Origin of the sequence: Kitasatospora sp. NPDC048722 (genome assembly GCF_040650235.1) — a bacterium.
Taxonomy (GTDB): domain Bacteria; phylum Actinomycetota; class Actinomycetes; order Streptomycetales; family Streptomycetaceae; genus Kitasatospora.
This window is the reverse complement of sequence record NZ_JBEZGX010000009.1, coordinates 25,925-47,260: the sequence shown is the minus strand read 5'-3', so window position 1 is coordinate 47,260 and position 21,336 is coordinate 25,925. Positions and strand designations below refer to the sequence as shown.

Annotated in this window: 19 protein-coding genes; 4 read left to right on the top strand and 15 right to left on the bottom strand. The window is 71.9% G+C overall.

Annotated features, from left to right (window positions below):
• Positions 1-75: 75 nt before the first annotated feature.
• The 7 genes from AB0C76_RS09585 to AB0C76_RS09555 all read right to left on the bottom strand — a co-directional run bounded on the left by AB0C76_RS09585 (position 76) and on the right by AB0C76_RS09555 (position 7,953).
• Positions 76-1,089, bottom strand: coding sequence for a glycosyltransferase family 2 protein (locus AB0C76_RS09585; protein WP_359962229.1), 1,014 nt, complete (start codon positions 1,087-1,089; stop codon positions 76-78).
• Positions 1,090-1,223: 134 nt separating this feature from the next.
• Positions 1,224-2,417: an acyltransferase gene (locus tag AB0C76_RS09580; RefSeq protein ID WP_359962226.1), complete on the bottom strand. Its 1,194-nt coding sequence runs from the start codon at positions 2,415-2,417 to the stop codon at positions 1,224-1,226.
• A 211-nt stretch (positions 2,418-2,628) separates the two neighbouring features.
• Entirely contained in the window at positions 2,629-3,822 is a 1,194-nt protein-coding gene (tuf, locus tag AB0C76_RS09575; protein WP_326846505.1) for an elongation factor Tu, read from the bottom strand.
• Between the two features lie 195 nt (positions 3,823-4,017).
• Positions 4,018-6,123 carry an elongation factor G gene (gene fusA, locus AB0C76_RS09570; RefSeq protein ID WP_359962223.1) on the bottom strand — a complete coding sequence of 702 codons (2,106 nt, stop codon included), beginning with the start codon at positions 6,121-6,123 and terminating at the stop codon, positions 4,018-4,020.
• Positions 6,124-6,162: 39 nt separating this feature from the next.
• Positions 6,163-6,633, bottom strand: a complete 471-nt coding sequence (gene rpsG, locus AB0C76_RS09565; RefSeq protein WP_030055803.1) for a 30S ribosomal protein S7 — start codon at positions 6,631-6,633, stop codon at positions 6,163-6,165.
• A gap of 2 nt (positions 6,634-6,635) precedes the next feature.
• Positions 6,636-7,007, bottom strand: coding sequence for a 30S ribosomal protein S12 (gene rpsL / locus AB0C76_RS09560; protein WP_014144289.1), 372 nt, complete (start codon positions 7,005-7,007; stop codon positions 6,636-6,638).
• Between the two features lie 424 nt (positions 7,008-7,431).
• A complete protein-coding gene (locus AB0C76_RS09555) occupies positions 7,432-7,953 on the bottom strand; it encodes a DUF1707 and DUF4190 domain-containing protein (RefSeq protein ID WP_359962221.1) in 522 nt (173 codons plus the stop codon).
• Between the two features lie 225 nt (positions 7,954-8,178).
• On the opposite strand from AB0C76_RS09555, the gene AB0C76_RS09550 reads away from it, so the two are divergent.
• The 4 genes from AB0C76_RS09550 to AB0C76_RS09535 all read left to right on the top strand — a co-directional run bounded on the left by AB0C76_RS09550 (position 8,179) and on the right by AB0C76_RS09535 (position 13,380).
• Entirely contained in the window at positions 8,179-9,042 is an 864-nt protein-coding gene (locus AB0C76_RS09550; RefSeq protein WP_359962219.1) for an ABC transporter ATP-binding protein, read from the top strand.
• Complete coding sequence (locus AB0C76_RS09545) at positions 9,039-10,655, top strand: transporter (RefSeq protein ID WP_359962218.1); 1,617 nt, start codon at positions 9,039-9,041, stop codon at positions 10,653-10,655. Before AB0C76_RS09550 ends, AB0C76_RS09545 begins: the two co-directional genes overlap by 4 nt.
• A 251-nt stretch (positions 10,656-10,906) precedes the next feature.
• A complete protein-coding gene (locus AB0C76_RS09540) occupies positions 10,907-12,181 on the top strand; it encodes a DUF2786 domain-containing protein (protein WP_359962215.1) in 1,275 nt (424 codons plus the stop codon).
• 80 nt (positions 12,182-12,261) lie between these two features.
• On the top strand, positions 12,262-13,380 hold the full coding sequence (locus AB0C76_RS09535) for an ADP-ribosylglycohydrolase family protein (RefSeq protein ID WP_359962212.1): 1,119 nt from the start codon (positions 12,262-12,264) through the stop codon (positions 13,378-13,380).
• 15 nt (positions 13,381-13,395) lie between these two features.
• Here the strand turns inward: AB0C76_RS09535 and AB0C76_RS09530 are convergent, their stop codons facing one another.
• The 8 genes from AB0C76_RS09530 to AB0C76_RS09495 form a co-directional block, all read right to left on the bottom strand.
• On the bottom strand, positions 13,396-14,673 hold the full coding sequence (locus AB0C76_RS09530; RefSeq protein WP_359962209.1) for a serpin family protein: 1,278 nt from the start codon (positions 14,671-14,673) through the stop codon (positions 13,396-13,398).
• A 99-nt stretch (positions 14,674-14,772) separates the two neighbouring features.
• Positions 14,773-15,771, bottom strand: a complete 999-nt coding sequence (locus AB0C76_RS09525; RefSeq protein WP_359962206.1) for an ADP-ribosylglycohydrolase family protein — start codon at positions 15,769-15,771, stop codon at positions 14,773-14,775.
• Positions 15,772-15,790: 19 nt separating this feature from the next.
• The gene (locus AB0C76_RS09520) at positions 15,791-17,005 is read right to left on the bottom strand and encodes a cytochrome P450 (RefSeq protein WP_359962204.1); all 1,215 of its coding nucleotides are present in this window, start codon (positions 17,003-17,005) and stop codon (positions 15,791-15,793) included.
• Between the two features lie 70 nt (positions 17,006-17,075).
• Positions 17,076-17,813 (bottom strand): Sir2 family NAD-dependent protein deacetylase, encoded by a 738-nt coding sequence (locus AB0C76_RS09515; RefSeq protein WP_359962202.1) that lies wholly within the window; start codon positions 17,811-17,813, stop codon positions 17,076-17,078.
• Positions 17,810-18,436, bottom strand: coding sequence for a hypothetical protein (locus AB0C76_RS09510; protein WP_359962200.1), 627 nt, complete (start codon positions 18,434-18,436; stop codon positions 17,810-17,812). Before AB0C76_RS09510 ends, AB0C76_RS09515 begins: the two co-directional genes overlap by 4 nt.
• Positions 18,437-18,568: 132 nt before the next feature.
• The gene (locus tag AB0C76_RS09505) at positions 18,569-19,249 is read right to left on the bottom strand and encodes a response regulator transcription factor (RefSeq protein ID WP_359962197.1); all 681 of its coding nucleotides are present in this window, start codon (positions 19,247-19,249) and stop codon (positions 18,569-18,571) included.
• Positions 19,246-20,382, bottom strand: coding sequence for a histidine kinase (locus AB0C76_RS09500; protein WP_359962194.1), 1,137 nt, complete (start codon positions 20,380-20,382; stop codon positions 19,246-19,248). The genes AB0C76_RS09505 and AB0C76_RS09500 overlap by 4 nt, the downstream gene beginning before the upstream one ends.
• A 169-nt stretch (positions 20,383-20,551) precedes the next feature.
• The gene (locus tag AB0C76_RS09495; protein WP_359962191.1) at positions 20,552-21,229 is read right to left on the bottom strand and encodes a hypothetical protein; all 678 of its coding nucleotides are present in this window, start codon (positions 21,227-21,229) and stop codon (positions 20,552-20,554) included.
• Positions 21,230-21,336 lie beyond the last annotated feature (107 nt).

Below are 21,336 nucleotides of genomic sequence, written 5' to 3'. Positions count from 1 at the left end.
TTTCTCCTGCGGGCTCGGCGTCGGGGTCACGGCGGTCGGTGGCGGCGTCCGGTCCGGGCGGGACCGGACGCGCGCTCACGCCACGAACTCGGAGACCTTCGCCGACTTCGCGCTGCGGCCCTCGGCCGAGTCGTAGCCCACGAAGTAGGCCGGTCGTGCCTGGGCCGCCGAGTAGATCCGGCCGACGTACTCGCCGAGCAGACCCATGCAGATCAGCTGGACGGCGCCGAGGAAGAGCATCCCGATGAACAACGAGGACCAGCCGGGCACGGTCTTGCCGAGCGCGTACGCGACCGTGGTGTAGACGCCGAGGCCGAAGCAGAGCACGAAGCTCAGCACGCCGAGCCAGGTGGCCAGCCGCAGCGGGGCGGCCGAGAAGTTGGTGATGCTGTCGATGGCCAGGCGGAGCATCTTCGACAGCGGGTAGTGGGTGCTGCCGGCGACCCGCTCCTCGCGCACGTAGACGACCTCGCCGCTCGGGAAGCCCAGCCACGGCACGAGCAGGCGGTAGACCGGCTGGTGCTCGGGCAGCGCCTTCAGCGCCTCGACGGCGGCCCGGCTGAGCAGGCGGAAGTCACCGGCCTGGTTGGGCATCTTCTTCCCGACGAGCTTGCGCATCAGCCAGTAGTAGGCGCCGGCCGTGCGCCGCTTGAACACGGTGTCGGTGCCGCGGTCGCCGCGCACGCCGTAGACGATGTCGAGGTTCTGCTCGCGCGCGAGCGAGAGCATCTCGGGGATCTTCTCCGGCGGGTCCTGCAGGTCGGCGTCGATCGACACGACGTAGTCGCCGAAGGCGCGGTGGATGCCCGCGGTCAGCGCCGCCTGGTGCCCGGAGTTGCGGGCGAAGCGGACGATGCGGAACTCCGGCCAGTCCTGGTGGATCTTCTGCATGAGCGCCGGGGTCGCGTCGGTACTGCCGTCGTCGATGCCGACGACCTCGTAGCTGATGCCGAGGTCGTCGAGGATCGGACGCAGCCGCTCAACGGTCAGGGGCAGCGCCTCCTGCTCGTTGTAGATCGGCATGACGACCGACAACAGCGGCGCCGGCCTGGTGGCCTCCGGCTCTGCCGATACAGCTGCGGTGAACATCAGTTGTCGCCTGTTTCCTTGTGAATGGGGATGTTCGATCAGTGCCGGGGCCCTGGTGACGGCCAGGCTAGCAGCAGGTTTTTACCTCTTGATGAATACTTCTTGGGCGGAGCATTCATCCGGGAGCCCGCCGTTCAGGGGCGGCGGGGGGCAGGTTCGTCCGAAGCCTGGCGCAGGGTCGCCATGGACCGGTCGAGGGCCTTCTTGAGAACCTTCGACAGCGGCTTCTCGACCAGCCGGTGGATCAGCCAGGCGGTGACCAGGACCGTGGCCAGTGCCGCGAGCAGGGCCGCCTTGACGCCGAGGCCCCGGGTGAGGAGGAAGTGGATCAGCGTCCAACCGACCTCCTGGTGGATCAGGTACAGCGGGTAGGTCAGCGCGCCCGCGACGGTCAGCCACTTCCACTGCACCCAGTCGAACCAGCCCAGTGCCGCGCCCAGGACCAGCAGGAACGCCAGCGTGACCGCGGCCGCCATGACGTTCCAGGAGAGCGGGTGGCCGAGGACGTTGACGTACATGTCCTTGATGGAGTTCAGCCTGGTCAGCGCCAGGATCCAGGAGAAGCCGACGATGCCCCAGAGCAGCAGGTTCGGCCCGAACTTGTACATGAGGAACATGGCGACACCGGCGATGAAGAACGGAGACTCGTTCGGCATGGCCATCGTGGTCAGCAGCGGTATCCCGGCCTGCGGGGCGAGGACCGCGAAGATGGTCCAGATCCCGCAGAACGCCACCACCTTGCGGTAGGTGAGGCCGGTCGCCACGACGACGGCGAACAGCAGGTAGAACCGCATCTCGACCCAGAGGGTCCAGTACACGCCGTCGACGTGCCGCATCCCGAGCGGGGTCTGCAGCATCGTCAGGTTGCCGAGGATCGTGGTCAGGTTGAGCCCGTCCGCGGCGCCGAGCCGGGCGAAGTGCTTGAAGTTGAGCACCACGGAGCTGGTCAGCGCGATGCCGGCCCAGTAGGCCGGGTAGAGCCGGACCACCCGGGAGACGAAGAACTCGCCCGGTCGCTTCCCCCAGCAGCTCATGCAGATCACGAAGCCACTGATCACGAAGAACAGCTCGACGCCGAGCCAGCCGTACGCCGCCATGCGGTTCACCAGCGGCAACGCCTGCTTGGGGGTCACGCCCTGCCAGACGCCCGCGATGCCCACGTAAGCCGTCCAGTGGAAGGACATCACGCTGAGGGCGGCGAACAGCCGCATGCCGTCCAACGCGTAGAGGCGGGGGCGCTTCGACTTGAGGGCGCCGGAACCGCCGGTCCGGGCCGAGGCGCGGCGCCGGAGCAACGAGGGCTTCGTCAGAAGCGGAGCAGAGGTCATTCCGGAGCACTTTCGGCGAGTGGGGCGAAGAGAGCCACGGTCAGCCTCGCTCTGGCGACGGCTGCGGGTGCCTCAGTCTATCCGGCGCGGAAAGCACCCACCCACACCGGTGCCCCCGATGCCAGCCGACACGCCGAAGGGCCCCGCACACCCTGGAGTGTGCGGGGCCCTTCGGACTGGCCTGTGCGGAGCAGGCAGGTCAGAGCATCAATTACTTGATGATCTTGGTGACCTGGCCGGCGCCGACGGTGCGGCCACCCTCACGGATGGCGAACTTCAGGCCCTCCTCCATGGCGATCGGCTGGATCAGCGCGACCGTCATGCCGGTGTTGTCGCCCGGCATGACCATCTCGGTGCCCTCGGGGAGGGTCACGACGCCGGTCACGTCGGTGGTGCGGAAGTAGAACTGCGGGCGGTAGTTGTTGAAGAACGGGGTGTGGCGACCACCCTCGTCCTTCGACAGGATGTAGGCCTGGGCCTCGAAGTCGGTGTGCGGGGTAACCGAACCCGGCTTGATGATGACCTGGCCGCGCTCGACGTCCTCGCGCTTGATGCCGCGGAGCAGCAGACCGACGTTCTCACCGGCCTGGCCCTCGTCGAGCAGCTTGCGGAACATCTCGATGCCGGTGACCGTGGTGGTGGTCTTGGTCTCCTTGATGCCGATGATGTCGACAGTCTCGTTGACCTTGAGGATGCCGCGCTCGATGCGGCCGGTGACGACGGTGCCACGACCGGTGATCGTGAAGACGTCCTCGATCGGCATCAGGAACGGCTGGTCCACGGCGCGGGCCGGGGTCGGGATGGCCTCGTCCACGGCGTGCATCAGGCCGAGGAGCTTCTCGCCCCACTCCTTGTCGCCCTCCAGCGCCTTCAGCGCGGAGACGCGGACGACCGGCAGGTCGTCGCCCGGGAACTCGTACTCGGAGAGGAGCTCGCGGACCTCGAGCTCGACGAGCTCCAGGATCTCCTCGTCGTCCACCATGTCGGCCTTGTTCAGGGCGACGACGATGTAGGGGACGCCGACCTGGCGGGCCAGGAGGACGTGCTCCTTGGTCTGCGGCATCGGGCCGTCGGTGGCGGCGACCACCAGGATGGCGCCGTCCATCTGGGCGGCACCGGTGATCATGTTCTTGATGTAGTCAGCGTGACCCGGGCAGTCGACGTGGGCGTAGTGACGCGCCTCGGTCTGGTACTCGACGTGCGCGATCGAGATGGTGATACCGCGCTGACGCTCCTCCGGGGCCTTGTCGATCTGGTCGAACGGCGTGAAGGGGTTGATCTCCGGGTACGCGTCGTGCAGCACCTTGGTGATGGCCGCGGTCAGCGTGGTCTTACCGTGGTCGATGTGACCGATGGTGCCGATGTTGACGTGGGGCTTCGTCCGCTCGAACTTCGCCTTCGCCACTGAGTCCTCCTGAGGACAGTTCCTGTACGCCGTGCTGACGTCAGTTGGTCTTGGTCGGGTTGGGTGCGGGATGCCCGAGGACACCTCGTACCGTCCCGCGGGTGGGGGCCGGAGGGCCCGGGAGAATCCGTCCGGATCCTCCCGGGTCGCCTCCTAATAGCCTAAGGGGTGGCAATCGTCCCGAATGTCGGGACGTTACTCGCCCTTGGCCTTGGCGATGATGTCGTCCGCCACGTTCTTCGGAACCTCGGCGTACGAGTCGAACTGCATCGAGTAGCTCGCGCGACCAGAGGTCTTGCTGCGCAGATCACCGACGTAGCCGAACATCTCGGAGAGCGGCACCAGCGCCGTGACGACGCGGGCACCGTGACGCTCGTCCATGGACCGGATCTGGCCACGGCGAGAGTTGATGTCACCGATCACGTCGCCCATGTAGTCCTCGGGCGTGGTGACCTCGACGGCCATCATCGGCTCAAGAAGGACCGGCTTGGCCTTCTTGGCGCCTTCCTTGAAGGCCATCGAACCGGCGATCTTGAACGCGAGCTCGGAGGAGTCGACGTCGTGCGACGCACCGTCGAGCAGCGTGACGCGGACACCCTGGAGCGGGTAGCCGGCGAGCACACCGAACTCCATGGCCTCCTGGCAACCGGCGTCGACCGAAGGGATGTACTCCTTCGGCACGCGGCCACCGGTGACCTTGTTCACGAACTCGTAGCCCTCGGCCTGCTCGAGCGGCTCGATCGCGATCTGGATCTTCGCGAACTGGCCCGAACCACCGGTCTGCTTCTTGTGCGTGTAGTCGATGCGCTCGACGGCCGAACGGATCGTCTCGCGGTAGGCGACCTGCGGCTTGCCGACGTTGGCCTCGACCTTGAACTCACGCTTCATGCGGTCGACCAGCACCTCGAGGTGCAGCTCGCCCATGCCCGCGATGATGGTCTGGCCGGTCTCCTCGTCCGTGTTGACCTGGAAGGACGGGTCCTCCTCGGCGAGACGCTGGATGGCGACACCCAGCTTCTCCTGGTCACCCTTGGACTTGGGCTCGATCGCGACGCGGATGACCGGGGCCGGGAAGTCCATGGACTCCAGGATGACCGGGTTCTTCTCGTCGGACAGCGTCTCACCGGTGGTGGTCTGCTTCAGGCCCATGACGGCGACGATGTCGCCGGCGCCCACCGACTCGATCTCCTCACGCTTGTTCGCGTGCATGCGGTAGATCTTGCCGATGCGCTCCTTCTTGCCCTTGACGGCGTTCAGCACCGAGGTGCCGGACTCCAGGCGGCCGGAGTAGATCCGGACGAAGGTGAGCTTGCCCAGGTGCGGGTCGGACATGATCTTGAACGCCAGGGCGGACAGCGGCTCGTCGTCCGACGCCTTGCGGGAGATCTTGGTGTCCGGGTCGTTGGGCTTGGTGCCCTCGATGGACTCGATGTCCAGCGGCGACGGCAGGTACTTGACGACCGCGTCGAGCAGGGGCTGAACGCCCTTGTTCTTGAAGGCGGTACCACAGAAGATCGGGGTGAAGTCCGAGTTCAGGGTGCCCTTGCGGATCGCCGTCTGCAGCAGCTCGACCGGGATCTCCTCGCCCTCCAGGGCGAGCTCCATGATCTCGTCGCTGACGTTGGAGACGGTGTCGATCAGCGCCTCGCGGTACTCCTCCGCCTGCTCCTGCAGCTCGGCCGGGATGTCGACGATGTCGTACATCTCGCCCTTGGCGGCCTCGGCCGACCAAACGAGGGCCTTCATGCGGACAAGGTCGACAACGCCCTTGAAGTCCGCCTCGGCACCGATCGGGAGCTGCATGACCAGCGGGGTCGCGCCGAGGCGGTCCACGATGGTCTGCACGCAGAAGAAGAAGTTCGCGCCCGTGCGGTCCAGCTTGTTGATGAAGCAGATGCGCGGGACGCCGTAGCGGTCAGCCTGCCGCCACACGGTCTCGGACTGGGGCTCGACACCGGCGACACCGTCGAACACCGTCACGGCACCGTCGAGGACGCGCAGCGAACGCTCCACCTCGACGGTGAAGTCGACGTGACCCGGGGTGTCGATGATGTTGATCGTGTTGTCGACGTCGTCGACCGTCCAGTGACAGGTCGTCGCGGCCGACGTGATCGTGATGCCGCGCTCCTGCTCCTGCTCCATCCAGTCCATGGTGGCAGCGCCATCGTGGACCTCACCGATCTTGTACGAGACACCGGTGTAGAACAGGATCCGCTCGGTGGTGGTGGTCTTGCCCGCGTCGATGTGCGCCATGATCCCGATGTTGCGGACCCTGGCGAGGTCAAGGGAGGTTGCAGCCATGGTGGCTCGTTCTCTCTCTGTCTAGTGACGGGGTACGGACTACCAGCGGTAGTGCGCGAAGGCCTTGTTGGACTCGGCCATCTTGTGGGTGTCCTCACGACGCTTCACGGAAGCGCCCAGGCCGTTGCTGGCGTCGAGGATCTCGTTCATCAGACGCTCGGTCATGGTCTTCTCGCGACGGGCGCGGGAGTAACCGACCATCCAGCGCAGCGCCAGGGTGCTGGCGCGGCCCGGACGGACCTCGACCGGAACCTGGTAGGTCGCGCCACCGACACGGCGGGACTTGACCTCGAGGGCCGGCTTGACGTTCTCCAGCGCACGCTTCAGCGTGACGACCGGGTCCGAGCCGGTCTTCTCACGGACGCCCTCGAGGGCGCCGTAGACGATCCGCTCGGCGGTGGAGCGCTTGCCGTGCAGCAGGATCTTGTTGACCAGCTGGGTGACGACCGGGGAGCCGTAAACCGGGTCGATGATGACCGGGCGCTTCGGGGCGGGGCCCTTACGAGGCATTCTTACTTCTCCTTCTTGGCGCCGTAGCGGCTGCGAGCCTGCTTGCGGTTCTTGACACCCTGGGTGTCGAGCGAGCCGCGGATGATCTTGTAGCGGACACCAGGAAGGTCCTTCACACGGCCACCGCGCACCAGCACGATGGAGTGCTCCTGCAGGTTGTGGCCCTCGCCCGGGATGTAAGCGGTGACCTCGATCCCGCTGGTGAGGCGCACACGGGCGACCTTACGAAGCGCCGAGTTCGGCTTCTTCGGGGTGGTCGTGTACACACGCGTGCAGACCCCACGGCGCTGCGGGGAGCCCTTCAGCGCGGGAGTCTTGTTCTTCTCGACCTTGTCCTGCCGGCCCTTTCGGACCAGCTGCTGGATCGTAGGCACCGTTTCTCCGTTTTCTGTGTGCCAAGGCTTGGTGGAACTAACCTGCGGTGTCTCCCTCGCACACGACCCGTGGTCGACCCACGCGGTCGGGTGTGTTGGGCTTGTTACGACACGGAATCCCATGGCTGATGTACAGCGACGGCGCTCTACGCGCGGAGCGCTGGAGGGCGCTCCGGCTCGGCGCGGCGGCCGGTGTGCATGCACGCACAAGGACCCGGGGACACCCCAGGCACAAGGTCAGAGCGTACCTAGCGCATGGGGCGCGGTCAAAACAAATGCAACGCCGCAGGTCGCGGCTGTCGGCCGGATGTCGCGGGGGTGTCCCGCGAACGGCACCCCGGTGACGAGCCGCCCTCCTGCCGCTCTACCACACCGGAGTGGCGTGCGCCACTCGGGCGCCCCGCGCGGCCGCGCCCTCCGGCTCTCAGCCCCGGCCCGCCGCCAGCACGACCCCCAGGAACATCAGGGCCCAGAACGCGGAGCCCAGGTAGCCGACCACCAGGCCGATGACCGCCGCCCAGTCGCCGTCCTGGTTGCGCTGCCTGATCTGCGAGCGGGCGATGTGGCCGGTGATCACCGCGGGCAGCGACAGCCCCGACAGGCCGAGCACCATCGACGTGACGGCCAGGCCGTTCGTGGACCGCACCTGGTACGGCGGGTACGGCACCGGGGGCGGCGGGTACGGCTGGAACGTCTGCGGCACCGGGCGCCCGTCGAACGCCGCCGGCGGCGCCACCGGCCCGGACGGCAGGTCGGCGACCAGCACGGACAGCTGGCCGTAGGTCTGCGCGTGGGCCGCCGCCTCGTGGCGCTGCTCGTACTCCTCCTTCGACAGCCGACCCTCGACGTACGCCGCCTTCAGCACGTCGATCGTGCGGTCGCGGTCCGCGTGCGCCGCCCGCATGGCGGACTGCGGCGAAGGCTCGCCCCACGGCTGCACAGCCATCCGTCGCCTCCCGACACCCCGGCGCGCACCGCGCGCCCAACTGGTCCTCATAGTGCCGGACGAACGGGGCGGCTGAGTAGTTGCCAGTTCGCGGCAGGGGATTGCGGGAGTCGGTGTGCCTCACCCGTTCGAGGGACAAACTCAGGGCATCCTCAACTCGGACGACAGCCCGTTCGGCGAGTGACAGGCTGGATCCGAACGATCCGTCGACCAGAGAAGGCAACCATGCAGGCGTCAGCGCCTCCGCCGTCCGGAGCATCCGGACCCGCCACCCCGTCCGCCGCCTCCGCCGCCACCCCGTCCACCGCTCCCGCCGCCTCCGCGGTGAGCATCCAGGGGCTCTGGAAGCACTTCGGCACCCAGGCCGCCGTCGCCGGGCTCAGCCTGGAGCTGCCGGCCGGCGCCTTCGTCGGACTGGTCGGCCCGAACGGCGCGGGCAAGACCACGACGCTCTCCATGGTCACCGGCCTGCTGCGGCCCGACCAGGGCACCGTCCTCGTGCACGGCGGCGACGTCTGGGCCGACCCGGTCGCCGTCAAGGCGCGGATCGGCATCCTGCCCGAGGGCCTGCGGATGTTCGAACGGCTCAGCGGGCGCGAGCTGCTGCAGTACAACGGTCGGTTGCGCGGCCTGCCCGGCGCCGAGGTGGACCGCCGGGCCGAGGAACTGCTGGCCGTCCTGGACCTCGCCGCCGACGCCGACAAGCTCGTCGCCGACTACTCCACCGGCATGCGCAAGAAGATCGGCCTCGCCGCCGCGCTGCTGCACAACCCCGACGTGCTGTTCCTCGACGAACCCTTCGAGGGCGTCGACCCGGTCTCCGCGCAGACCATCCGCGGCGTGCTCAAGCGGTACGCGGCCGCCGGGTCGACGGTGGTCTTCTCCAGCCACGTCATGGAGCTCGTCGAGCAGCTCTGCGACTGGGTCGCCGTCGTCAACGCCGGCCGGGTCATAGCCCACGGGCCGCTGGACGCCGTCCGCGGCGGGCGCAGCCTGCACGAGGCCTTCCTCGACCTGATCGGCGTCCGCGAGGACGACGGGCAGGCGCTCGGCTGGCTCGGCGGCGGGAACACCGGGGGCGAGCAGTGACGACGGCCGTCCCCGACGCGGGGACGGTCGTCCGCGCGCTCGTGGCGCTCAAGCTGCGGTTGCTGCGCAACGGGCTGAAGCGCAGCCGGGGCCGGGCCGGGGTGTACGTCGTCGGTGCGGTGTTCGGCCTGCTCTTCGCCGCCGGGATCGCCCTCGCCCTGGCCGCGCTCAACGGCCGGGTCGCCGGCTCCGGGGACGCCGGCGTGATGCTGCTCGGCGTGCTCACCCTCGGCTGGGCCGCCATCCCGCTGTTCCTGTTCTCCAGCGACGAGAGCGCCGACCCGACCCGGCTCACCATGCTGCCGCTGCGGCCCGGACCGCTGCTGCGCGGCTCGCTGCTGGCCAGCCTGATCGGGCCGGGACCGCTGGTCAGCCTGGTGCTCGTCACCGGTGCGGCGCTGTCCGGCGCGAACGGTGGCGCCTCCGCGGCGGCCGACCTGATCGGCGTGCCGCTGGCCGTGCTCTGCCTGGTCACGCTCTCCCGGGCGGTCGCGGCCGGCAACGCCCGGATGCTGTCCAGCCGGCGCGGCAAGGACTTCGCGATCTTCGGCGGACTGCTGTTCGCGCTGCTCGTCCAGGGCGCCAACGTCGGCTGGCAGAGCACCTTCGGCCGCCCCGACGCCAACGGGCACCTCGACCTCAGCCCGCTGCGGCCGATCGCCGCCGTACTGCGCTGGATCCCCCCGATCGGCGCGATGGACGCGGGCCGGACCGCCGGCGAGGGCCGGTACGCGCTCGCGCTGCTCCAGCTGGCGCTGGCCGGTGCGCTGCTGGCACTGCTGCTGCGCTGGTGGCGGCGGAGCCTCCAGGAGCTGATGGTCACCGCGGACTCCTCGACCCTGGAGGTGGCCCGCGGGGTGCAGAGCTCGCGCGGCTGGGGCTTCCTGCCGGCCGGCCGGACCGGCGCGGTGATGCAGCGCCACCTGCGGTACGCCTGGCGCGAGCCGCGGGCCAAGGCGGCGGTGTTCACCAGCATCGGCATGACGCTGGTGATCTGCGTGCTGTCGGTGGTCCAGGGCTGGTCGAGCGTCTACCTGCTGGCGGCGACCGGGATGTTCCTCGGGCTGCAGATGCTCAACCTGTTCGGCATGGACGGCTCGGCCTTCTGGATGATCGCCGCGACCCTGCGCACCCCGGCCGACGCCCGCGACGAGCTGCGCGGACGGGCGTACGCGGTGCTGTCGTACGCGGTGCCGGTGACGCTGGTGCTCGCCGTGGTGCTGACCGTCGTCACCGGGGACTGGGCGCACCTGCCGTCCGCGCTCGGCCTCGCCCTCGCGCTGCTCGGCTGCGGCATCGCCGTCGGTTCGATGCTGAGCGTGCTCGCGCCGTACACGATGCCCGCGGACAGCAATCCGATGCGCAACGCCGCACCCGGGCAGAGCGGGCTGGTGCTGCTCAACCAGTTCGGGTCGATGCTCGGCGTCGCGCTGCTGGCGCTGCCCGTGGGCGGCTACCTGGGCTGGGCCCTCGCCGCCGACCGGCCCACCTGGCCGCTGCTGGCGGTCGGGCCGGCCTACGGCGGACTGATCGCGTACCTCGGCGTCCGCATGGCGGGCGCCCGCCTGCTGGAGCGCACCCCGGAGATCCTGGCCAAGGCCATCGAACGCTGAGCGGTGCGGTGAGCGCCCGGCCCCCGGCGACGGAGGACCGGGCGCTCACTCGTACGCGGTCCGTCCGACTCGTCGGCACGGCCCGGCGCTCCGGCCGTACCCGTCCCCACCCCGCGCGCCCACGCGCCACCGGCCCGGCAGCGCTCGACGGCCCGTTCCCCCACCGCCCCTCGGCCGCCCCCGGGTGACGCCCGACGCTCCGGCATCATGGGCTGGAGGAAACGGGCCGTCGACGAGAGCAGGGACACACCGTGGGCAAGCGGGCGCAGCAGGGCGGCGGGGACGTCGGGCCGCTGCTGGAGCAGGCGGTGCGGTCGGTGCTGACGGCCCCGGACGAGATGCTGGACCTCGCGCTGGACACGGGCGCGTCGCTGCTGGCGGCGTCGGCCGGGCAGTGGCCGGCGGTGAGCCGGGCGGTGCTCGGGTACGCGGACACCGCCGTCGGGCGGTGCTGGTCGGCGGGGTGGCGCCCGGCCGACCTGGTGCGGGTGGTCCGGCGTGAGCTGAAGCCCGTCCACCTCGCGCTCGCCGTCGACCTGATCGCCGCCGAGGGCCGCCGTCACCCGGCGGCCGCGCTGGACCGGCGCTGGCAGGAGCAGCTGCGCGAGCTGGAGACCGAGGTGTGGTGGCCCGGCGACGACGGCTACCTGGCCGCCTTCGCCCAGCGCCACCGGCTGGACCGCTTCGCGCTCGCCACGGCCGCCCTGGAACTGATCCGCACCTGGGGCCGGCTGCCCCCGATCGCCCCGGTCGGACCCGCGCCGGGATCCGCACCCGCGCGCGGTCCGGCCGGGCCGGTGGCGGGCGAGCCGCGGATGCTGGCGCGCATCCGGGCGCTGCTCGCGAAGGCCGAGTCCACCGAGTACCCGGAGGAGGCCGAGGCGCTGACCGCCAAGGCCCAGCAGCTGATGGCCCAGCACAGCATCGACGAGGCGCTGCTGGCCGCCGCCGGCGCGGACCGCGACGCCCCGGCGGCGCTGCGGATCGGCGTGGACAACCCGTACGAGGGCCCGAAGACGATGCTGCTGGACGCGGTAGCGGCGGCGAACCGGTGCCGGGTGGTGTGGGCCAAGGAGTTCGGCTTCTGCACGGTGGTCGGCTTCGACGGCGACCTGGACGGCGTCGAGCTGCTGTACACCTCGCTGCTGGTGCAGGCCACGCACGCGCTCAACAAGGCCGGCGCGGGCCGGGACTCGCGCACCAAGGCGTTCCGGCAGTCGTTCCTGGTCGCGTACGCGGCGCGGATCCGCGAGCGGCTGACCGCCGCCACCGAGCGGACGACCAGCGCCGCGGCCGCCGGACGGCACCTGCGCGAGGACGGCACCGAGGAGCAACTGCTGCCGGACGAGCGGCTGTTGCCCGCCCTCGCCGCCCGTTCCGAGGCGGTGGACGAGGAGGTCGGCCGGCTCTTCCCGAAGTTGGTGTCGCAGCGCGTGCGGGTGAGCGACGGCGAGGGCTGGGCGGCCGGCAGGGCCGCCGCGGACCGGGCCGCCCTGCACGGGCGCGCGGGAGAGATCCGTCGGTAGCGGGCCGTTCGCGCCGGGTGACCTGACGGCCGGGGTGACCTGATAGAACGTAGTCCGCCACGAACACAAGGGGGATCGACGTGACGGATTCGGCGGCCGACGCGGGCTACCGCGACCGCGTGCGCGGAACGCTGCTCGGCGGCGCGATCGGCGACGCGCTGGGCTGGCCGGTGGAGTTCCAGCAGCTGCACCAGATCCGGGACCAGCACGGGCCGGACGGCGTGACCGGGCCGCCGCCCGCGGCGCGCCCCGGGACGGTCGAGGTCACCGACGACACCCAGATGACGCTGTTCACCGCCGAGGGCCTGATCCGCGGCTTCGTCCGCGGCTGGTCGGGCGGCGGCGGATCGGTGCCGGAGGCCGTCCACGGCGCCTACCGGCGCTGGCTTCTGACCCAGTACCAGCCCGCGCCCGACGCCGCGCCGCTCCCCCGCCCGTACGACGGCTGGCTGCTGCGGCAGCCGTTCCTGTACGCCCGGCGGGCACCGGGCAACGCCTGCCTGAGCGGGGTGTCCGAGCACCCGGTGTTCGAGCCGCCGGCCCGGATCGGGCAGCCGGGACCGATCAACCCCGGCTCCAAGGGCTGCGGCACGGTGATGCGGTCGGCGCCGTTCGGGCTGGCCGGGCTGGGCGCGGACCAGGCGTTCGGGCTGGCCGTGCAGTGCGCCCAGCTGACCCACGGGCACCCCACCGGCTACCTCTCGGCGGGCGCGTTCGCCGCGCTCGTCGAACGGCTCGTGGGCGGCACCGAGCCGTGGGCGGCGGTCGGCGAGACCGTCGACCAGATCCGCGAGCTGCCGGGTTCGAAGGAGACGGTGCAGGCGCTGGCGCGGGCCGTGCGGGTGGCGCAGGAGTCGGAACCGTCGGCCGAGGCGGTGGAGCGGGTCGGGCTCGGCTGGACCGCCGAGGAGTGCCTGGCCATCGCGGTGTACTCGCTGCTGGCCGCGACCCTCGACCCCGACCCGGTGCGCACCGCGCTGCTGCTGTCGGTGAACCACTCCGGGGACAGCGACTCCACCGGCGCCGTCTGCGGCAACCTGACCGGTGCCGCGTACGGCGCCGCGGCCCTGCCGCCCGAGTGGGCGGGGGCCGTCGAGGGCCGGGCGGAGCTGCTGCGGGTCGCGGACGACCTGCTGGTGCTGTTCGGCAGCCGCGATCCGTCCCACCCGGCGCTCGGCGGGCGCTACCCGGCCTGGTGAGCCGGTTCCGGCGGCCTACCTCGCGGCCGGGTCGGTGACCTGTCCGAGGAAGAGCGGCCGCCCGCCGGCGGTGTCCCGGATCAGGAACAGGAACGGCCGGTCGACGTGCAGCTGGGCGGGGTGCGCGGCCGGGGCCGCCGCCCCGGCCATCCCGGCGCCGCTGCCGGCCGCCGCGACCGTGCCCTCCTCGTCCACCTCGATGGTGGCCTTCTGCACCACCGGGCCGACGACGAGCGGCTCCTTGGAGATGCCGCCGAAGTCGGCCTTGTCGCCGAAGGCCGCGTTGACGCCGAGCGCGCGCAGGGCCGGGGTGAGCTCGTTGGACGTGTCGAAGTGGAAGCGCGGGAGCTCCAGGTCGACGGGCCTGGTGGCGAGGCCGCCGAGGATGCGGTCGAGCTGGGCCTGGTCGAACCCCTTGGTGAAGGCGGCGAAGCCGCCCTGCGCGGGGACGATCACGTCCATCGCCAACCCGCCACCAGCGTACGGGAGTTCGACGGCCTGCCAGGGCTCGCCGACGATCCCGCCGGAGCCCTCGGCGTACTTGAGGCTGCCGCTCTGGGACATCGTGCTCACGTTCGGGGCGGAGCCGTCGAGCTTGTGGAACGGGCGGTCGGCGGTGTGCTCCGGCTTGAACGGGGAGGCCCACTTCGCCTTCAGGTAGAGCGCGTCGGTGAGGACCAGGCGGGTCTGGGCGGTGACCTGGCCCTGCGCGAAGAGGTCCTTGATCCGTCCGTCGGTGGCCTTCTCCACGGCTGCGTTGACGGCCTTGCGGGCCCCCTCCGGATCCTTGCGGAAGTCGGCGGGGTGCAGCCCGGTGTCGAAGGCGTCGGCCAGGGTCTGCAGGTAGTCGGGCTGCACGGGGTAGCCCTGCTGCGTCCAGAGGTCGTCGGTCTGGCGCAGCGTGACGTCGTCGCCGCCCTGGACCGGGTGGTCGAGCGCGCCGGTGGCGAGGGCGTACTGCTGCGGGGTGAGGCTCGTGTGCAGGGCCTTGGTCAGCTCGTCGGCGGTGGTGCCGCGGGCGCCGGGCGCCAGCATCGCGAGCAGGGCGGCCAGGCCGGACGGGGAGAGCACGACGTTGCGGCCGGCGCCGTCCGGGGTGGCGGTGAGGGTGTGGAAGAGGTCCAGACCGAAGGCGCCGGTGCCGGCGGCGGTGGCGGTCACCTGCGCCGGATCGACCGCGGGGCGGGTGCCGGACACCGACACCCGGATCACCGCGGGCGCGGCGGGCGTGGTGGCACCGGTGCTGCCGCAGCCCGCGACCAGCGGGGCGGCGAGCGCGGCGGCGAGGAGCACCGCCGCCGGGCGACGGGAGCTACGGCGGGTTCCGTGAGGGCTGCGGTACGTCATGGCCCTTCGACGCGCCCGCCCGCCCACCGGTTCCCGCCGTCCGGCTCAGTCCCAGAGCGCGCCGAACTCCAGGAGTTCGTCGCGGTGCTCGATCCGCTCGACCCAGTCGGCCGGCCAGGCCGTCTCTCCGTGGTGGGCACCGGCGAAGGCGCCGGTCAGGCAGGCGAGGGAGTCGGAGTCGCCGCTGGAGTAGGCGGCGCGGCGGACGGCGGCCACCGGGTCGTCCGGCAGCAGCAGGAAGCAGAGCAGGCCGGTGGCGAAGGCCTCCTCGGCGATCCAGCCCTCGCCGGTGGCCAGGCACGGGTCGGCCTCGACGTCGGGCTCGGCGAGGGCGGCGTCGACCTGGTCGAGCGACTTCAGGCAGTCGTCCCAGCCGCGGGCGATGACGGACTGCGGGGAGCTGCCGAACCAGCGGTCGGCGAGGTCGCCGAGCCAGAAGTCGTCGTACCGGTCGCGCCGGGCGAGCGCGTACGCCCGCAGCACCGCGGTCAGGCCGGCCGGCGGAACGCCCTCGGCGAGCTTGCGGACGGCGTACGCGGTCAGGTCGCTCGCGGCGAGCGCGGTCGGGTGGCCGTGGGTGAGCGCGGACTGCAGCTGCGCGGCGCCGGAGTGCTGCCGGGCGTCGAGCTCGCGGATCAGGCCGATCGGGGCGACCCGCATGTTGGCGCCGCAGCCCTTGGAGCCGACGTCGCTCGCCTGCTGCCAGCGGACCTTCTCGTGACTGAGCCGCTCGCAGGCGCGCAGGCAGGTCATACCGGGGGCCCGGTTGTTGTCCGGGGAGCGCCACCAGTCGACGAACTCCTCGCGGACGGGCCGCTCCAGCCGGAGCGGCGTCAGCGGCCCGCGGGCGAGGGCGGTGCGCAGGCCGCGGGCGAGGGCGAGCGTCATCTGGGTGTCGTCGGTGATCAGCGCCTTCCTCGGCAAGGGCAGTTGTCGCCAGTCGGGCCAGTCGTTCGCGATCGCCTCGACCGTCTTGAACTCCGTCACCCGGCCGATCGCGTCCCCGATCGCCAGACCCAGCAGCGTGCCCGTCGCCTTGCCCACGGCCGCTCCCCCTCTTCCGTCACACCTCGACCAACAGCTCTTCCAGCCCCCGGATCACGTAGCCCGGGCGCCACGCGGGCTCACGGACGAGCCGCAGGCCCGGCGCCCGGCGCAGCAGCGCGCCGTACGACTCGGTGAGCTCCAGTCTGGCGAGCGGGGCGCCGAGGCAAAAGTGGATTCCGGCGCCGAAGGTGACGTGCGGGTTGTCGGTGCGGCCGAGGTCGAGCCGGTCGGGGTCGGCGAAGCGCTCCGGGTCGCGGTTGGCGGAGCCGAAGAGCAGGGCGATCTCGGAGCCGCGCGGAATGGTCACGCCGCGGACCTCGACGTCCTCCAGCACCCAGCGCTCGAACATCTGCAGCGGGGTGTCCCAGCGCATCAGTTCCTCGACGGCGGTGGGCAGCAGGCCGTCCACGTCGCCGCGCAGCCGGGCGAGTTCGCCGGGGTTGCGCAGCAGCGCCCACCAGCCGTTGCCGGTGGTGTTGACGGTGGCCTCGTGGCCGGCGTTGAGCAGCAGCACGCAGGTGGAGATCATCTCCTGCTCGCTGAGCGCGTCGGTGCCCTCCTGGGCCTGGACGAGCGCGCTGATCAGGTCGGTGCCGGGGGCGGCGCGGCGCTCGCGGATCAGGGCGCGCAGGTAGTCGGAGAACTCGATGCTCGCGGTGACGGCCCGGCGGGCCGCCTCCTCGGTGGGGTTGAGCTCGAACATCCCGGTGATGTCGGCCGACCAGGGCCGCAGCAGGTGCCGGTCGGCCTCCGGGACGCCCAGCATCTCGGCGATCACGGCGACCGGCAGCGGCTCGGCGACGGCGGCGACGAGGTCGCCGCCGCCGTCCGCGAGCAGTCCGTCCACGAGCTCCCCGGCGAGCCGCCTGACGGTCGGGCGCAGGCCCTCGACCATGCGCGGGGTGAAGGCCTTGGAGACCAGCCGGCGGATCCGGGTGTGGTCGGGCGCCTCCAGGTCGAGCAGCCCGTGGTCGTTGAGGGTGTGGAACGGCTCGTGCGCCGGGTCGGGCGCGGGCCGGCCGAACTCCTCGTGGCTGAAGCGGTGGGTGTACGTGCGCCCGAGGCGCCGGTCGCGCAGGAGCGCGCTGACGTCCTCGTGGCGCGAGACGAGCCACTGCTTCGTCGGCTCGTAGTACGTCACCGGCGCGTGCTCGCGCAGTTCGGCGTACGCGTCGTACGGGTGGGCCACGAACGCCGCCGACCAGGGGTCGAACTTCGCCGTCGTCGTCATCGGTCGATCACTCCAGGCCAAGAGGGGGGCCAGCCGGAAGGATCATCGTACGCAGGCGGTTCGTCCGAATTTAAGAGTGTTCGGCGAGCAACTTCCGCACCAGCGCCGGGAGGGCCGTGGAGATCGGCTCCCTGATCACCTCGTCCGCGGCCTCGTCGAACGGCGTCGGCTCGCCGTTCACGACGACCAGGCGGGCGCCGCCCTCCAGCGCGATCTGCGGCAGCGAGGCGACCGGGTAGACCTGGAGGCTGGTGCCGACCGCGACGAAGAGGTCGCAGGCCTTGGCGATCGCGTCGGCCTGCTGGAGCACCACCGGGTCCAGCGCCTCCCCGAACATCACCGTCCGCGGGCGCAGGATCCCGCCGCACTCCCGGCAGTCCGGGTCCGGCTCGCCCGCCTCGACCCGGGCCAGCGCCTCGGCCATGTCGCCGACCACCCGGCAGCGGGCGCACTGCACCTCCCGTGCGGTGCCGTGCAGTTCGAGCACCTTGCGGGCCGGCAGGCCGGCCCGCTGCTGCAGACCGTCGACGTTCTGCGTCAGCACCCGCACGGGCAGCCCGGAGCGCTCCAGGTCGACCAGCGCGCGGTGCCCGGCGTTCGGCTCGGCGCCCAGCGCGCCGGCGTCCCGGCGCATCAGCCAGGCCTGGCGGCGCACCTCGGGGTCGGCCAGGTACGGGCCGAGGGTGACCAGCTTCTGGGCCGACGGGTCGCGGTGCCAAAGCCCGTTCGGGCCGCGGTAGTCGGGGATGCCGGAGTCGGTCGAAATGCCCGCGCCGGTGAGCACGGCGATCAGTGGACGCTTGGTCATACCCGGACCGTACGGGGACGGGCCCACTGACGGCCACCGGAAATCAGCGGGACGAACGCGATCAGGTAGCAGGCGGCGGCCAGCGGGATGAACGCCAGGTCGACCATCGACGCGAGCGTCCCGACCACCATGAGGACCGGGCTCCACCAGCGCAGCGCCCGGGCCGCGCCCACCGAGGCGGCGACCAGCAGGGCCAGCAGGCCGACGTAGAACAGCAGCGGGCCGACCTTGTACACGGCCTCGAGCACGCCGGGGACGGCCTGGATCCGCTCGAACATCCGCACCTGCTCGGCCTTGGTCGCCGATGCCACCCCGACGTACAGGTCGATCCCGATCTGGACCACCGAGGCCACCAGCCCCGTGAACGCCACCCCCAGCGCGGTGCCCGCCGCGAGCCGCCCGGCCAGCGTGCCGCGCGGGGCGATCAGCCGGCGCAGCCCGAGGAGGACCGGAGCGAACAGCAACAGCCCGGCGAGCATCAGCGCGTGCCCGGTCGTCCAGCCGAGGCCCGGCTCGCGGGAGCCGGGCACGAGGCGGATTCCGCCGTACAGCGCCATCAGGGCGGGGGCGCCGACGGCGGCGTAGGCGGTGAGGCGGGTACTGGTGGTCCGAGCGGCGTTCATCTGCGTTCTCCCGTGGTGTCCGTGATCCGTTCTCCGACACCCCAGATGCTGTCCGCCGGGGCCCTCGTCGCGGATCGCCCGCACCGGCGAACTGCCCGCCTCCCCCGCGCGGGGGAGGGCCCAGGACACGCCCTAATCCTCCCCGGCCACCACCGCGCCGGACTCGTAGGCGAACACCACCGCGTGCACCCGGTCGCGCAGCCCCAGCTTGCTCAGCACGTTGCTGACATGCGTCTTCACCGTGTGCTCGCTGACCACCAGCTCCACCGCGATCTCCGCGTTGGACAGCCCGCGCGCCAGCAGCCGCAGCGTCTCCTGCTCGCGCAGGGTCAGCTGCTCCAGCAGCTTGGACGGCGGGCGGACGGCCCGCTCCGGTGCCCCCGGGCGGCGTGCCGCGAACTCGCCGATCAGCCGCTTCGTCACCGAGGGCGCGAGCAGCGCCTCCCCCGAGGCGACCATCCGCACGCCGTGCGCCAGGTCGTCCCGGCGGACGTCCTTCAACAGGAAGCCGCTCGCACCCGCGTACAGCGCGTCGAAGACGTAGTCGTCGACGTCGAAGGTGGTCAGCATGATCACCTTGGTGGCCGGGAACTCCGCGCACACCCGCCGGGCCGCCTCCAGCCCGTCCATCACCGGCATGCGGACGTCCAGCAGCAGCACGTCGGGGCCGTGCTCGCGCACGGCCTCTACGGCCTCGGCGCCGTCGCACGCCTCGGCCACCACCTCGATGTCCGGCTGGGCGTCCAGGATCATTCCGAACCCGGCCCGCACCAGCTCCTGGTCGTCCGCGACGACCACCCGTATCGGCGTCATCCGCCCACCCTCTCCGCCACCCCGGCCGGCCCCAACGGCAGCCGGGCAGTCACCAGGAAGCCCTCGCCGGCCGGCCCCGGACCGGCCTCGGCCCGCCCGCCGCAGGCGGCGGCCCGCTCCCGGATGCCGACCAGCCCGCGCCCGCCGGACCAGCCGCCCACCGCGCGGTCGGCGGCGAGCGGCACGCCGCGGCCGTTGTCGGACACCACGACCTCCAGCGCCTCGCCGGCCCGGCGCACCCGGATCGCGGCCCGGTCGGCACCGGAGTGCTTGACGGTGTTGGTCAGCGCCTCCTGCACGATCCGGTACGCCGCCGCCTGGACGTCGGCGGGCACCGCGCCCAGCCCCTCCGCGAGGTCGAGCTCCACCCGCAGGCCGGCCCGGCGCACCCGCTCGGCGACGTCGGCCAGTTCGGCCAGCCGCGGCTGCGGGGCCAGCTCGGGGCTCGCCCCGTCCTCCTTCAACACCCCCAGCACGCGCCGCAGTTGGACCATCGCGTCGCGGCCGGAATCGGCGATCGTGTCGAACGCGCGGATCGCCCGCTCCGGCTTGCTGTGCACCACCAGCGGCCCCGCCTCGGCCTGGATCACCATCAGCGACACGGCGTGCGCCAGGATGTCGTGCATCTCCCGCGCGATCCGGGCCCGTTCCTCGGCGACCGCCCTGGCCGCCTCGCTGGCCGCCCGCTCTCCGACCTCGCGGGCCCGCGCCGCCTCCACCCGGGCCAGCTGCCGCTGGGCGCGCACCAACGAGCCGAAGACGAACGAGCCGACCGAGGTGAGCAGGCTGAACAGCATGCCGTTCGGCGAGTGGGTGCCCAGCACGTTGGCGAGCAGCACCACCGCGAAGACCGTCCAGCGCTGCCGCTCCGAGGAGCGCTCCGCCACCGTGTAGATGCCGATCACCGCGTACAGCGGCAGCTGCGGGTTCGCCGAGTGCGCGACCAGCGACAGCACCACCGACGCCGCGCTGACCACCGCCAGCGAAGTCAGCGTGAACCGGCGCCGCCACGGCAGGGGCAGCGCGGTCGAGACCGCGACCAGGTAGACCCACCAGGGCCACGACACGTCGTCGTTGTAGACCGACCACACCGAGACCGCCGCCGAGGCCAGCGCCAGCAGCGTGTCCAGCACGTACGGACTCCGCCCAGCCGTCCAGCCCCGCCAGCGCGCAGCGCGCTCCACCGTCGTACCTCCCCCGTACCCGGGGACGCCGCCCCCGCGGAGAAGATCATGCCCTACCGGCAGGACCTCCGGGACGGCCCGGGCGGCCGGACGCACGGGGCCGGCCAGGACGGCCCGGTCAGGCACCGGAGACCGTCACACCGCCGGTCGCGGCCCGCGCGGTGATGCTGCGCGCCGCCCCCGCCTTCGACGGGATGCCGACGTCCACCCCGCCGACCCCCGCCTGCGCGTCCACCGCGTACTCCGCGCCGGCCGGCACCTTGAGCCGCACGCCGCCGGTCGACACCCTGGCCTCGACCTTCGTCGGGGCCGCCGCGAAGTCCGCCCGCACCCCGCCGTTGGTGGCGCTCAGCCGCACCTGCGGCGAGGTGAGCCCGGTCGCCTCGACGCCCCCGTTGTCCACCGTCGCGTCGACGTCGGCGGCCAGCCCGACCAGGCGCACCCCGCCGGTCGCCTCCTTGACGGTCACCTTCGTCCCGGTCGGCACCTGCACGTCGTACCCGACGCCGCACGCGTCGCAGTCGTACGTCAGCCGCAGCACGCCGTCCTTCACCTCGTGCGTGGTGCTCGGCGCGTCCCCCTTGTAGTTCTGCTTCTCGGTCACCTGGACCGCGGTGCCGCCGCCCGTGACGACGACCCCGCCGGTGTGCCCCTCGACCACCAGCTCCCGGACGCCGTCCGTGATGCCGTAGCTCACCGTGCGGTGTTCCTCGTCGCCGCCCCCGAACGGCAGGCACGCCGACATCCCGAACAGCACGGCCCCCGTGATCGCCACCGCACCCAGTACCCGCTTCATCTCCGGCCCCCTTCGCCAGCCCGTCATCCCGACACCGAGAAGACTCCCGCAGCGACCCCCTCCCCCGCCTCCCTCCCCGGAGCGGTCCTCACCACTCCCCCGCACGG

Bases quoted from the DNA above. Each gene is read 5' to 3' on its own strand.
- AB0C76_RS09585 (WP_359962229.1), bottom strand. From the start codon at position 1,089: ATGTTCACCGCAGCTGTATCGGCAGAGCCGGAGGCCACCAGGCCGGCG.
- AB0C76_RS09580 (WP_359962226.1), bottom strand. From the start codon at position 2,417: ATGACCTCTGCTCCGCTTCTGACGAAGCCCTCGTTGCTCCGGCGCCGC.
- fusA (WP_359962223.1), bottom strand. From the start codon at position 6,123: ATGGCTGCAACCTCCCTTGACCTCGCCAGGGTCCGCAACATCGGGATC.
- rpsG (WP_030055803.1), bottom strand. From the start codon at position 6,633: ATGCCTCGTAAGGGCCCCGCCCCGAAGCGCCCGGTCATCATCGACCCG.
- AB0C76_RS09555 (WP_359962221.1), bottom strand. From the start codon at position 7,953: ATGGCTGTGCAGCCGTGGGGCGAGCCTTCGCCGCAGTCCGCCATGCGG.
- AB0C76_RS09550 (WP_359962219.1), top strand. From the start codon at position 8,179: ATGCAGGCGTCAGCGCCTCCGCCGTCCGGAGCATCCGGACCCGCCACC.
- AB0C76_RS09520 (WP_359962204.1), bottom strand. From the start codon at position 17,005: ATGACGACGACGGCGAAGTTCGACCCCTGGTCGGCGGCGTTCGTGGCC.
- AB0C76_RS09515 (WP_359962202.1), bottom strand. From the start codon at position 17,813: ATGACCAAGCGTCCACTGATCGCCGTGCTCACCGGCGCGGGCATTTCG.
- AB0C76_RS09510 (WP_359962200.1), bottom strand. From the start codon at position 18,436: ATGAACGCCGCTCGGACCACCAGTACCCGCCTCACCGCCTACGCCGCC.
- AB0C76_RS09505 (WP_359962197.1), bottom strand. From the start codon at position 19,249: ATGACGCCGATACGGGTGGTCGTCGCGGACGACCAGGAGCTGGTGCGG.
- AB0C76_RS09495 (WP_359962191.1), bottom strand. From the start codon at position 21,229: ATGAAGCGGGTACTGGGTGCGGTGGCGATCACGGGGGCCGTGCTGTTC.